Below are 12,862 nucleotides of genomic sequence, written 5' to 3' on the forward strand. Positions count from 1 at the left end.
GCTCCCCGTGCCCCATGTGATTCCTGTGACGGCAGGTGAAGATGTGCCGTGTGGGAATGCAGGCAATCGGATGACGGCGTAGTCGTCAATCAACGGAGAGTGAGCACCACCATGGGGTGTCACCATCCGTCACCACTTCGGGCGGTCTCTGCCCGATCCGGGTTAGGCGAGCAGGGCGGCGATCGCGTTCCGGTCGGGTTTCCCCACGCCCCGCAGCGGGAGCTCGGGCAGCAGGCGCACCCGTCGGGGGACGGCGGCCCGCCCCTCCGCCTCGCGGACGGCCGCGCGGAGCGCCTCGACGTCCGGCCCGGCCCCGGTCGGGACGACCGCGGCCACGACCGCCTGCCCCCATTCGGGGTCCGGCACACCCACCACGCACACCGCGCCCACGCCCGGCTGCGCCGCGAGGACCCGCTCCACCGCCGCCGGCGCGACCTTCTCCCCGCCGGTGACGATCACGTCGTCGGCACGGCCGAGGACGGTGAGCCGGTCGCCGTCCCACCGGCCCAGGTCACCGGTCAGGAACATGCCGTCGACGAAGGAGGCCGCGGTCAGCTCCGGGTCGCCGAGGTACCCCTCCGCGATCATCGGCCCGCCGAGCGAGAGCCGCCCGTCCTCGCCGAGCCGGACCCGCACGCCGTCGAGCGGCACGCCGTCGTAGACGCACCCGCCGCACATCTCGCTCATCCCGTAGGTGGTGACGACGCGGATGCCGGCCTCCTCGGCCCGCTCGCGCAGGGCGGGGGCCAGTGCCGCCCCGCCGATCAGCACGGCGTCGAACCCCGCGAGCGCGTACATCGCGGCGCTGCCCTCGTCGAGGATCCGGCCGAGCTGGGTGGGCACGAGGCTGGTGTAGCGGCGGGTGCCGTGCGGCAGCAGGCCGGTGGCGCGGGCGAACCCGGCCGGCCGGAAGCCCTCCCGCAGGTCCTGCACGACGGGCGGGGCGCCGGCGAGCAGGGCGCGCAGCACCACCTGCACCCCGGCGACGTGCTCCGCCGGCAGCGCGAGCACCCACCGGGCGGGTCCGCCGAGCCGCGCCTCCGTGGCCCGCGCCGAGGCGGTGAGCGCCGCGGCGCTGAGCATCACGTGCTTGGGCGTGCCCGTGGACCCGGAGGTGGTGATGACGACCGCGACCTCCTCGGGCACCTCGGGGGCCGGCGCTGCGGCCGCGCCCGGCACCACGGCCGGACCGGTCCCGTCGAGCGCGGCGTCGAGGGCGCGGACGAGCGCGTCGAGCGCGTCGGGGGATCCGTCGAGGGGGAGCGCGTGCAGGGGACGCATGATCCCCAGGATCCCACCCGCCCGCCCTCCGGGCCCGTGCGCGGCGAGTGGTGCCGGAGCACTCACCGGGCACATGAGCGACCGGCGCTGTCGCTCATACCTAGTGAGCGAGAGCGCCGTTCGCTCAGTCCTCGAGCGCCTAGTAGTGCCAGGGGTAGGGCGACCAGTCCGGGTCCCGCTTCTGCAGGAACGCGTCCCGGCCTTCGACGGCTTCGTCGGTCATGTAGGCCAGCCGGGTGGCCTCGCCGGCGAAGAGCTGCTGGCCGACCAGGCCGTCGTCGGCGAGGTTGAAGGCGTACTTGAGCATGCGCTGGGCCTGCGGGGACTTGCCGAGGATCTCCCGGCCCCACTGCAGGGCCTCGGCCTCCAGCGAGGCGTGGGGGTAGACGGCGTTGACCGCGCCCATGTGGTGCATCTGCTCGGCGGTGTAGGTGCGGCCGAGGAAGAAGATCTCCCGGGCGAACTTCTGGCCGACCTGCCGGGCCAGGTAGGCCGAGCCGTAGCCGCCGTCGAAGGAGCCGACGTCGGCGTCGGTCTGCTTGAACCGGGCGTGCTCGGCCGAGGCCAACGTCAGGTCGGCGACCGCGTGCAGGGAGTGTCCGCCGCCGGCGGCCCACCCGTTGACCACGGCGATCACCGGCTTGGGCATGAACCGGATCAGCCGCTGGCACTCCAGGATGTGCAGCCGCCCGGCGCGGCCGGCGTCGACGGTGTCGGCGGTCTCGCCGGAGGCGTACTGGTAGCCGGTGCGGCCGCGGATGCGCTGGTCGCCGCCGGAACAGAACGCCCACCCGCCGTCCCGCGGGGACGGCCCGTTCCCGGTGAGCAGCACGCAGCCGACGTCGGCGCTGGTGCGGGCGTGCTCCAGGGCGGTGTAGAGCTCGTCGACGGTGTGCGGGCGGAAGGCGTTGCGGACCTCGGGGCGGTCGAACGCGATCCGCACCACCCCGCAGTCCACCGCCCGGTGGTAGGTGATGTCGGTGAACGAGAACCCCGGCACCGCGGCCCAGGCCGCGGGGTCGAAGGTCTCGGACACGGGGTCGGATGCCGCGCTGGTCACGGATCAGGAATCTAGTGCGGCGTGTCCGGCCGTCCTCAGCCTGCGTACCTCGTTGTCGAAGGCGGCGGCGATGTCCGCCGGGAGCGGCTCGTCCGCCGGCAGCGCCGTGACGATCTCGGCGGCGACCTCGCGCAGCTTCCGGTTGGAGCTCTGGGAGACGGCGATCAGCACCCGGAAGGCCTGCTCGTCGTCGCAGCGGTGCACCACCATGATCATGCCCTTGGCCTGTTCGATGGTGGGGCGGCTGCGCAGTGCGGTCTCGAGCTGCTCGACGCGTTCGCGCAGCTCGGACTCTCGAGAGGCCTCGTCCGGGCGCGACGGATCGAGGTCGTCGGGCATGGTTACCTGTCCAGCGGGTCTCGGTCTACGGGGGACCGCGGGCCTCGCTGCTGGACCTGCGCCGGAGGACGTTATCAAGTGGGCGACGCCGGCCCGGTGCGGACACCCCGGGAAGATCGGACGTCCGTGCGGTGTCGGGCCGGGGCCGCCCGGTTCCGCCACCGCGGGACCCCGCGGGTCCGATTGACCGGTGACGTGTCGCATGCCACTCTCGCCCCGGTGCAGGGTGGCACCGGATGAAGCAGCTCCCCGAGACCGCGAGCGTCAACGCGCAGGTGCTCGCGTCGCTCCGCGCCGCGGTGATCACCGGAGAGCTGGCGCCCGGCAGCCTGCACTCGGTGCAGAACCTCGCGACCCAGCTGGGGGTCTCGCGCACACCCGTCCGTGAGGCGCTGATCAAGCTCGCGCAGCAGGGCATGGTGCGTTTCGAGCGCAACCGCGGCGTCCGGATCCTGCTCACCTCGCTGCACGACCTGGAGGAGGTCTTCGCGCTGCGGCTGCTGCTGGAGCCGCCGGCGGTCCGGCGCGCGGTGACCCGGCTGGACGGGAACCACCGGCGCGAGCTGCGCCGGACGTTCGCGCACATGGAGAAGGCCGCGAAGGCCGACGACGAGTTCACGATGTTCGAGCACGACCGGCGCTTCCACCGGGTCCTGCTCGAGGCCTCGGGCAACGCGCGGCTGGCCGCGTTCGTCGACGGGCTGCGCGACATGGTGCTGCGCCGCGGCGTGTCGACGGCCCGCGAGTCCCGCAGTCTCGACGACATCGTGGCCGAGCACCGCGCGATCCTCGACCTGATCGAGGCGGGGGACGCCGAGGGCGCGGCGAAGGCGATGCGCGAGCACATCCGGCACACCGCGGAGCTGCTGATCGCGCAGGAGGCCGGGGCGGACCTCGGCCCGGGGCTGGCCGCGGTCGACATCGACCTCGACTGGACCGAGTCGGGCCCGCAGCAGGACTGACCGATCGGGACATCGCCATGCGTTGACGAGTGGCATGCCACATGCCACGGTTCCGGGGGAATCGTGCGTGTGACGCGCGCGACCCTCCAGTGCCGAAGGGACCACGATGGCCACTGCGAACAAGCTCAGCATCATCCCGTGCGGGGCGATGCACGCCGACCTCACGTTCCTGCTGCTCAAGCCCGGGGTGAGCATCATGCCCCGCGGTCAGAAGGACAATTCGATCAACTGGGTCGAGGTGCCCACGCACTGCGTGCTCGTCGAGACGGACGAGGGCAAGGTGCTGTGGGACACCAGCTGTCCGAGTGACTGGGAGACCCGGTGGAAGCCCACCGGGCTGCAGGAGTTCTTCCCCTACGACAAGGTCGCCGACGACGAGTACCTCGACGCCCAGCTGAACAAGATGGGCGTCGGGCTCGACGAGATCGACTACGTGGTGCTCTCGCACCTGCACTTCGACCACGCCGGCAACGCGCAGATGTTCAAGAACACCAACGCGAAGCTGATCTGCTCGGACAAGGAGAAGGAGTTCGCCCTGAACTTCGAGGGCGACTTCAACGGCGCCCACCTCAAGGCCGACTACGAGGGCCTGAACTGGGAGACCGTCTCCGGCGACACCGAGATCCTGCCGGGCGTGAAGCTCATCCAGGCCCCGGGCCACACCGTCGGCTGCATGTCCATGCAGGTCGACCTGCCCGACTCGGGCACGATGATCTTCACCTCGGACGCGGTCTACATGGGCGAGAGCTACGGTCCGCCCGCGGCGCCGGCGGCGATCGTCAACAACCTCGAGCAGTGGTTCCAGTCCGTCGAGAAGCTCCGCGGGATCCAGGAGAAGACCAACGCGACGATGGTCTTCGGGCACGACGCCCAGCAGATCCGCGAGCTCCGCAAGGCGCCGGAGGGCTCGTACACGTGACCACCCCCGAACTGACCGAGGAGACGATCTTCACCTGGGGTGCTCCGCCCCTGAAGTTCGGCGCCGGGGCGATCGACGAGGTCGGCTTCGAGCTGAGCCAGTACGGCGTCCGGCGGGTGCTGATCGTCACGGACCCGGGGGTCAACGCCCTCGGCGCCCCGCAGCGGCTGGCCGACAACCTCAAGCGCTACGACATCGAGTCCGAGGTGTTCGACGGCGTGCACGTCGAGCCGACGGACGACTCGATGAACAAGGCCACCGAGTACGCCCGGGCGCAGGGGCCGTGGGACGGGTTCGTGGCCGTCGGCGGCGGGTCGGCCATCGACACCGCGAAGGCGATCAACCTGCTCACCAGCCACCCCGGCGAGCTGATGGACTACATCAACAAGCCCATCGGCAACGCCAAGGTGCCCCCGGGCGCGCTCAAGCCGCTCATCGCCGTCCCGACGACGGCGGGCACGGGCTCGGAGTCCACCGCCATGTGCGTGCTGGACATCCTGTCGATGAAGGTCAAGACCGGGATCAGCCACTGGCGCCTGCGCCCGACCCTGGCCGTGATCGACCCCCTGCTCACCATGACGCTACCGCCGCAGGTCACGGCCGCGGCGGGGATGGACATCGTCTGCCACGCGCTGGAGAGCTACACGGCGCGGTACTACACGACCTTCGATCGCAAGAAGCCCGAGGAGCGGGTGACCTACTGCGGCTCGAACCCCGTGTCGGACCTGTGGTGCGAGAAGGCGATGAACCTCATCGCGCAGTCCTTCCGCAAGGCCGTGCACGACGGCGCCGAGGACGTCGAGGCGCGGTCGAACATGATGATGGCGGCGACCTTCGCCGGCATGGGCTTCGGCAACTCCGGCGTGCACATCCCGCACGCCAACGCCTACCCGATCGCCGGCATGGTCAAGGACTACGTGCCCGAGGGCTACCCGCCGGACGAGCCGATGGTCCCGCACGGCCAGTCCGTGTCGCTCACCGCGCCGGAGGCCTTCCGGTTCTCCTTCGACAGCGCGCCGGAGCGGCACCTGCGGGCCGCGGAGCTGATGGACCCGCGGGCCGACAAGGTGAACGACCCGAAGGAGCAGCTGCCCTCCGTCCTGGTGCGGCTGATGCAGGACATCGGCATCCCGAACGGGATCGGCGGGGTCGGCTACACCGAGGCGGACGTCCCGGACCTGGTGCCCGGCACGATGAAGCAGCAGCGCCTGCTCGCGACGTGCCCGCGGACCCCGACCGAGGACGACATCGCCGACATCCTCACGAAGTCCGTCGAGAACTGGTGACCTCGCGCCACCCCCGTTGAGCGACCGGCGCTCTCGCTCATACCTAGTGAGCGAGAGTGCCGTTCGCCACCTGAGTCCTAAGGATCGTTCGAGTGCCGATCTACGTCTTCCGGTGCGAGTGCGGTGTGCGCTTCGAGCACCTGGCCGCCATGTCCGACACCTCCACCCCGGGCTGCCCGGTGTGCGGCGGCGAGACCCGCAAGGTCCCGGCGGGCTTCTCCCTCGGCGGCCAGGCGAACCCGGGCCTGAGCAAGGACGAGATGCCGCAGACGTGGAAGGGCGTCTACGACGGCAACCCGGAGTACATCGACACGATGCGCCGGACCTGGGACGCCCGGCAGAAGCTCGAGGAGAAGTATCCCGAGATCGCCGGCGACCAGCGGCCGATCCTGGCCCACGAGGGCCGGTACCACGGCGCGCCGCTGCGGGCGGGCGACATCCAGCTCTCCGGCACCGCCCCCGTGCCCGGCCAGGGCGTCGCCGGCCACGGGCACGGCCACGGTCACGGGCACGGGCACGGGCACGGGCACGGCCACGCGGGCCCCTCGGACAAGGCCGGCGACCCCGCGGGCAAGGGCGGGGACGCCCCCGCTCCGAGCCCCACCCCGCCCGGCGGGTCAGACTGAGACCGTGAGTGCGCACGTCCCGACCCACCCCGCCGCGACCGACGCGGGGCCCCTGACCGACGCCGGGACCGACGCCGCCGCGGCTCTCGCCGCCGACCTCCGCCGGGTCGTCGGCGGCGAGGTCCGGTTCGACCCCGCGCACCGCGCGATGTGGTCGGCCGACGCCTCGAACTACCGCAAGGTCCCGATCGGCGTCGTCTCACCCCGCGACGAGGCCGACGTGGCGGCGGCGCTGGCCGTGTGCCGCGAGCACCAGGTCCCCGTGCTGCCCCGGGGCGCGGGCACCTCGATCGCGGGCCAGGCCGTGAACACCGCGGTGGTGCTGGACTTCACCCGGCACATGAACAAGGTCCTGGAGATCGACCCGGAGGCGCGCACGGCGCGCGTCCAGCCCGGCGTGATCTGCGACCAGCTCCGGGACGCCGCGGCCCCGCACGGGCTGACCTTCGGCCCGGACCCGTCGACGCACAACCGCTGCACGATCGGCGGGATGATCGGCAACAACGCCTGCGGCTCGCACTCGGTGGCCTGGGGCAAGACGGTCGACAACACGGCGGGCCTGGAGGTGCTCACCTACCGCGGCGAGCGGCTCGACACGGCCGCGCCGCACGGCGAGATCCCGGCGAGGCTGCGGGCGCTGGCGGACCGGGTGGGCGACCGCGTCCGGGAGTCCTTCCCGGACCTCACCCGCCGCGTCTCCGGCTACAACCTCGACCAGCTGCTCCCGGAGAACGGGTTCGACCTCGCCAGGGCCCTGGTCGGGGCGGAGGGCACGCTCGCCACCACGGTCGCCGCGACCATGACGCTGGTCGAGTCGCCGCCCGCGCGGGCCCTCGCCGTCCTCGGCTTCCCCGACGCCTACGTGGCGGCGGACAACGTCATGGTCGTCCGCGAGCACTCCCCGCTGACGATCGAGGGCATGGACGCCGGGCTCATCGCCGCCCTGCGCGCCCAGAACCCCGTGGAGACGGGCTGGAAGGCGCTGCCGCCCGGTGGTGGCTGGCTCTACGTCGAGACCGGCGGGGAGACCCGGCAGGAGGCCGAGGACAAGGCGCGCGCCGTCGCGAAGGCGATGGGGCCGTACGGGCTGACCGAGGCCGTCGTCGAGTCCGACCCGAGGCGGATGAAGGCGCTGTGGCGGATCCGTGAGGACGGCGCCGGGATCCTCACCCGCAGCCCGGACGGCGGCGAGGCCTGGCCGGGCTGGGAGGACGCCGCCGTCCCGCCGGAGAAGTTCGGCTCCTACCTGCGCCAGTTCGACCGGGTGCTGGAGCGGCACGGCCGCAAGGGCGTCTACTACGGCCACTTCGGCGACGGCTGCCTGCACGTCCGGATCGACTTCGACCTGCTCACCGAGCCGGGTATCGCGAACTTCCGGGCGTTCATGGAGGACGCGGCGGACGCGGTCGTCGCACACGGCGGCTCGCTCTCCGGCGAGCACGGCGACGGGCGCGCCCGCTCGGAGCTGCTGCCGCGGATGTACCCGCGGGACGTCATCGCGGCGTTCGAGGAGTTCAAGGGCGTCTTCGACCCGGACGACCGGATGAACCCCGGCTGCATCGTGCGGTCCGCGCGGATGGACGAGGACCTGCGGATCTTCGTCGGGATGCCGACCATGGCGGACGACCCGCAGCTCGCCTTCACCCACGACCGCGGCTCCTTCACCCGCGCGACCCGGCGCTGCCTCGGCGTGGGCAAGTGCGTGACCGCGCACGGCGGCGTGATGTGCCCGAGCTACCGCGCCACCGGGGACGAGAAGCACTCCACCCGCGGCCGTGCCCGCCTGCTGTTCGAGATGGCCAACGGCGAGGTGATCACGGGCGGCTGGCAGGACGACGACGTCGCCGACGCCCTCGACCTGTGCCTGTCCTGCAAGGGCTGCAAGACCGACTGCCCGGTCGGCGTGGACATGGCCGCGTACAAGACCGAGTTCCTGGCCAACCGCTACCGGAACAAGCTGCGCCCGGCGAGCCACTACTCGATGGGCGCCCTGCCGCGGTGGCTGCGGCTGGTCGGGAAGCTGCCGGCGGGCGCGGTCGACGGCCTCAACGCGCTGGCCCGGGTCCCGTTCCTGGCCGGGCTGGCCAAGCGGGCCGGCGGGATCGCGCCGGAGCGGGCGATACCGGCGATCGCGCGGGAGACGTTCACCACCTCCGCCCGGTCGCGTGCGCTCGTCGAGGGCCCGGCGCGGGAGGCCCCGCGCGGGCGGCTGCTGCTCTGGCCGGACACCTTCACCGACCACTTCGACCCGGGCATCGCCGACGACGCCGTGGCCGTCCTCGAGTACCTCGGGTACGCCGTGGAGCTGCCGCCCCGCGGGGTGTGCTGCGGGCTGACCTGGACGTCGACCGGGCAGGTGGGCGCGGCGCGGCGGGTGCTGCGGCGCTCGTTGCGGACCGTCGAGCCGTGGCTGACGGAGGGGGTGCCCGTCGTCGGGCTGGAGCCCTCCTGCACCGCGGCCCTGCGCGCCGACGGCGAGGAGCTGCTGCCGGAGGAGCCGCTGGCCAAAGCCCTGTCGGGCGGGGTGCGCACCTTCGCCGAGCTGCTGGCCGGGCACGTCGGGGAGCTGCGCGAGGCCGTTTCGGGCCCCGGCTCACGGGCGTTGGTGCAGCTGCACTGCCACCAGTACGCGGACCTGGGCTCGGAGGCCGACCGTGCGGTGATGGCCGCGCTCGGCATCGACGCCGAGGTGCTCGACTCGGGCTGCTGCGGCCTCGCCGGCAACTTCGGTTTCGAGAAGGGCCACTACGAGGTCTCGATGGCGGCGGCCGAGCGGGTGCTGCTGCCGGCGGTCCGCGGGGCGGCGCCGGACGTCGAGGTGCTGGCGGACGGGTTCTCCTGCCGCACCCAGCTGCGCCAGGCGGGCACCCGCGAGCCGGTGCACCTCGCCCAGCTGGCGGCGCGGGCGCTGGGCCTGCGGACGTAAGGGCGGGCTTGCTGTCGGACGGTCCAGCTCGCTCGACCGGGTGGACCGCCACCCGTGTCACCTCCGGCGTAATGTCGACGATCTTCGTGGCGATGTCCCGGATGGAACGGCACGGACGGGAGCGCGGCGATGAACGGCCTCATGAGCACGGTCCTGGAGCTCACCCAGGGCGGCGACGCCCGCGGCACCGCGTCCACCCCATGGCTCGGCTCGCTGGTCGACACCGTCGCCGAGACGCTGCGGGTGCCCTTCGCCGCCCTCGAGGTCGACGGCCGGATCGTGGCCGGGACGGGGGCGTGGCCGGAGTGCGTGGAACGTGTGCCGCTGGGCTACGGGGTGGAGACGGTCGGGGCGCTCGTGCTGCCGCCCGTCCGGCGCCGGGACGCCCTGCTGCTCGACGCGCTGGCCGGGCAGCTGGCGCGGGCCGTGCGGGCGGTGTCGGTGGCCGAGGCCGCCGTGCACGCCACTCGTGAGCTCGCGGGGGCACACGTCCCTGGCGGCCTGGTCGCGGCCCTCACGGCGGCCGCCCGCGGGCTCGGCGGCGCCGCCGTCGAGGTGTGGCCGCTGCCCACGCTGAACCCGGCCGTCGAGGCCGCGGCGTACCGCATCGCGGTGGAGGCGATGACCAACGCCGCCCGCCACGCGCAGGGCGCTCCGGCCCGGGTCCGGGTCCGGGCGCTGGGGAGCTTCCTCGACGTCTCGGTGACGGACACCGGCCCGGGCGTCCCGGCCGGGTTCACCGCCGGCGCCGGCGTGCACGCGATGCGTGGCTGGGCCGCGGCCGTCGGCGGGGCCTGCACGGTCCGCCGGGGGCTCCCCGGCACCCGGGTCGAGGCGATGCTTCCGCTGGTCCCGGTGCCTCTGGTGCCCGTGGTGCCGGCGCAGCGCACACCCGTGGACTGAGGGAGCGGGGTCGTGCGCGATCCCGAGATTCCTCCGACGCGACCGTGCGCCCGGATCTCGCCGTGGAGACACCGCGCGCGAAGAGATTGCGCCGGGAAATGCGGAATAGCTATTCTGATGAGTGCGATCAGAAGGGGAAATCACAGCTCCGCAATTGAATTCTAACACGGGTGGGGAGAGCGTGGGAAGACCTTCTACCGGACAGGATTTCGGGCAGGAGTTCGAGCAGGAGGTGGCGGCCGAGACCGCGCGGATCCGCCGGCTGCACGGCCTGCTCGCCACCGAGCTCGCGGCCGCCACGGCACAGGCGCGCGGCATGCTGGCCGTGCCGACGGGCGGGGAGCTCAGCGCCCGCTGGGAACGCGACGTCTCCGTGCACCGCTGGTCGGAGCGGGTGGGCGCGCTCCGGGCCGCCCGATCGGGCCTGTGCTTCGGCCGGCTCGACCACACCGACGGCTGCACGAGCTACGTCGGCCGGATCGGGCTCACCGACCCCGCGGACGGGGAGAGCGCCCTCGTCGACTGGCGGGCGCCGTCCGCCCGACCCTTCTACTGCGCCACGCTCGCCACGCCGATGGGCGTGACGCGACGGCGCCATTTCGAGATCGGTGGGAGGGCGCCGGACGAGCGGGTCCGCACCTTCCACGACGACGTGCTGGACGGGGAGGCCGATTCCGGGTCGGCGTCCGATCCCGCGCTGCTCGCCGCGCTCAAGGCCCCGCGCGGGTCGACCATGCGCGACATCGTGACGACGATCCAGGCCGAGCAGGACGCGATCATCCGGCTGTCGCTCCCCGGCGTCGTCGTGATCGAGGGCGGTCCGGGGACCGGGAAGACCGCGGTCGCCCTGCACCGCGTCGCCTACCTGCTCTACACCCACCGCGAGAAGCTGGCCCGCAGCGGCGTGCTGGTCGTCGGGCCCAGCGCCGGGTTCATCCACTACGTCGGGGGCGTGCTGCCCGCGCTCGGCGAGTCCGCGGTCGTGTTCACGACCCCCGGCCGGCTGGCGCACGGCGTCGTCGCGACCGCCGTGGACCCGGACGAGGTGGCCCGCACGAAGGGCGGCCTGGCGATGCTCGACGTCCTGCGCCGCGCCGTCGCCGATCGGCAGGAGCTGCCCGGGGCGCCGATCCCGATCGAGCTCGAGGACGTCACCGTCGAGATCGACCATACGACGGCGGCGGAGGCGCGCAGGCGCGCCCGGGCCTCCGGCCTGCCGCACAACGCCGCCCGGGCGACGTTCCGGGACACGCTCGGCTGCCTGCTCGTCGACCGGGGCCTCGAGCGGCTGAACCAGCACCTGGAGGACCCGCCCGAGCTCGCCGAGCTCCTCCGCGGCCTCGACATCCCCGAGATCGAACCCGCGGGCGCGGCGGAGGTGTCCGCCGGGATGCGCGCCGAGCTGCGGGACGACCTGCGCGCGAACCTGGACTTCCACGCGGCGGTGGAGCAGCTGTGGTCGGTGCTCACCCCCGAGCAGGCCCTCGCCGAGCTCTACGCCTCGCCGGAGCGGCTGGCCTCGGCCGGTGCGGGGATCGAGGGCATCGGCGGGCTGTTCCGGCCCGAGGGGGCGGAGTGGACGGTGGCGGACGCGCCGCTGCTCGACGAGCTGGCCGAGCTGCTGGGCCCGCCGCCCGGCGGGCCGGCCCCGCGGCACGAGCCGGACGGCCGCTACGCCGGCGAGGTGCTGAGCATCCTGGAGGCGGCCGACCGCGAGATCGCCGGGGAGGATCCCGACGAGCTGCGCCCGACCGACTTCGTGACCGCGGACGCGCTCGCGGCGCGCCAGGTGCCCGAGCACCTCGCGAGCGTCGCGGAGCGGGCGGCCGCCGACCGGGACTGGAAGTACGGGCACCTCGTCGTCGACGAGGCCCAGGAGCTGTCCGCCATGGACTGGCACGTCCTGCTGCGGCGCTGCCCCTCGCGCTCGATCACCGCGGTCGGCGACCTCGCGCAGCGCAGCGCCCCTGCGGGGGCCGAGGAGTGGGCGGACGTCCTCGGCCCGCACCTCGGGTCCCGGTGGACCTACCGGACGCTCACCGTGAACTACCGCACACCCGCGGAGATCATGGCGGTGGCCGGCGCCGTCCTGGCCGGGTTCGCGCCGGACCGGCGGCCGCCGGAGTCGGTGCGGGCGACCGGCGAGGAGCCGTGGCGGCGCACCGTGCCCGCGGCGGACCTCGCCGCCGAGGTCCGCAGGGCCGTGGACGCGGAGGCCGCGGAGCTGGGCCGCGGGACGCTCGCGGTGATCGCCGCCGACGGGGAGGGCCTCGCGGGCCTGCCCGCCGAGGTGCACACCCCGACGTCGGCGAAGGGGCTCGAGTTCGACGTCGTCGTGATCGTCGACCCGGAGCGGATCCGGGCCCACAACCCCGCCGATCTCTACGTCGCGATGACCCGCGCCACCCGGCGGCTCGGGCTGCTGCACGTCGGGGGCTGAGGGGCGCGCCCGCACACGCCGTGCGGGGTCCTCGCGGAGTGTCCACACTCGGCGGGGACCCCGTCGCGGGAGGACCCGTGAGCCGCGGGAACCACGCGGACGGTACGGATCGTTGAACGG

10 protein-coding genes are annotated in these 12,862 nt (G+C 73.4%); 7 read left to right on the forward strand and 3 right to left on the reverse strand.

Annotated features, from left to right (window positions below; genetic code table 11):
* Positions 1–162 precede the first annotated feature (162 nt).
* The 3 genes from menE to ABD990_RS32435 form a co-directional block, all read right to left on the reverse strand.
* A complete protein-coding gene (menE, locus tag ABD990_RS32425) occupies positions 163–1,281 on the reverse strand; it encodes an o-succinylbenzoate--CoA ligase (protein ID WP_425569708.1) in 1,119 nt (372 codons plus the stop codon).
* Positions 1,282–1,420: 139 nt separating this feature from the next.
* Positions 1,421–2,341 carry a 1,4-dihydroxy-2-naphthoyl-CoA synthase gene (locus tag ABD990_RS32430; RefSeq protein ID WP_345384625.1) on the reverse strand — a complete coding sequence of 307 codons (921 nt, stop codon included), beginning with the start codon at positions 2,339–2,341 and terminating at the stop codon, positions 1,421–1,423.
* A gap of 3 nt (positions 2,342–2,344) precedes the next feature.
* Positions 2,345–2,680: an ANTAR domain-containing protein gene (locus ABD990_RS32435; RefSeq protein WP_345384626.1), complete on the reverse strand. Its 336-nt coding sequence runs from the start codon at positions 2,678–2,680 to the stop codon at positions 2,345–2,347.
* 236 nt (positions 2,681–2,916) lie between these two features.
* Between ABD990_RS32435 and ABD990_RS32440 the strand changes: the two genes are divergently transcribed.
* The 7 genes from ABD990_RS32440 (at position 2,917) to ABD990_RS32470 (ending at position 12,742) form a co-directional block, all read left to right on the forward strand.
* Positions 2,917–3,642, forward strand: coding sequence for a GntR family transcriptional regulator (locus ABD990_RS32440; protein ID WP_345384627.1), 726 nt, complete (start codon positions 2,917–2,919; stop codon positions 3,640–3,642).
* 106 nt (positions 3,643–3,748) lie between these two features.
* Positions 3,749–4,561, forward strand: a complete 813-nt coding sequence (locus tag ABD990_RS32445) for an N-acyl homoserine lactonase family protein (protein ID WP_345384628.1) — start codon at positions 3,749–3,751, stop codon at positions 4,559–4,561.
* Complete coding sequence (locus tag ABD990_RS32450; RefSeq protein ID WP_345384629.1) at positions 4,558–5,847, forward strand: hydroxyacid-oxoacid transhydrogenase; 1,290 nt, start codon at positions 4,558–4,560, stop codon at positions 5,845–5,847. The genes ABD990_RS32445 and ABD990_RS32450 overlap by 4 nt, the downstream gene beginning before the upstream one ends.
* A 92-nt stretch (positions 5,848–5,939) precedes the next feature.
* The gene (locus tag ABD990_RS32455) at positions 5,940–6,473 is read left to right on the forward strand and encodes an FmdB family zinc ribbon protein (protein ID WP_345384630.1); all 534 of its coding nucleotides are present in this window, start codon (positions 5,940–5,942) and stop codon (positions 6,471–6,473) included.
* A 52-nt stretch (positions 6,474–6,525) separates the two neighbouring features.
* The gene (locus tag ABD990_RS32460; protein WP_345384656.1) at positions 6,526–9,399 is read left to right on the forward strand and encodes an FAD-binding and (Fe-S)-binding domain-containing protein; all 2,874 of its coding nucleotides are present in this window, start codon (positions 6,526–6,528) and stop codon (positions 9,397–9,399) included.
* A 141-nt stretch (positions 9,400–9,540) separates the two neighbouring features.
* Positions 9,541–10,302, forward strand: a complete 762-nt coding sequence (locus ABD990_RS32465) for a sensor histidine kinase (RefSeq protein WP_345384631.1) — start codon at positions 9,541–9,543, stop codon at positions 10,300–10,302.
* 181 nt (positions 10,303–10,483) lie between these two features.
* Positions 10,484–12,742, forward strand: coding sequence for a UvrD-helicase domain-containing protein (locus tag ABD990_RS32470; protein WP_345384632.1), 2,259 nt, complete (start codon positions 10,484–10,486; stop codon positions 12,740–12,742).
* The last annotated feature ends 120 nt before the right edge of the window (positions 12,743–12,862 follow it).

This window comes from Pseudonocardia yuanmonensis (assembly GCF_039542425.1).
GTDB classification, from domain to species: Bacteria; Actinomycetota; Actinomycetes; order Mycobacteriales; family Pseudonocardiaceae; genus Pseudonocardia; species Pseudonocardia yuanmonensis.

Bases quoted from the DNA above. Each gene is read 5' to 3' on its own strand.
- ABD990_RS32445 (WP_345384628.1), top strand. From the start codon at position 3,749: ATGGCCACTGCGAACAAGCTCAGCATCATCCCGTGCGGGGCGATGCAC.
- ABD990_RS32435 (WP_345384626.1), bottom strand. From the start codon at position 2,680: ATGCCCGACGACCTCGATCCGTCGCGCCCGGACGAGGCCTCTCGAGAG.
- ABD990_RS32465 (WP_345384631.1), top strand. From the start codon at position 9,541: ATGAGCACGGTCCTGGAGCTCACCCAGGGCGGCGACGCCCGCGGCACC.
- menE (WP_425569708.1), bottom strand. From the start codon at position 1,281: ATGCGTCCCCTGCACGCGCTCCCCCTCGACGGATCCCCCGACGCGCTC.
- ABD990_RS32440 (WP_345384627.1), top strand. From the start codon at position 2,917: ATGAAGCAGCTCCCCGAGACCGCGAGCGTCAACGCGCAGGTGCTCGCG.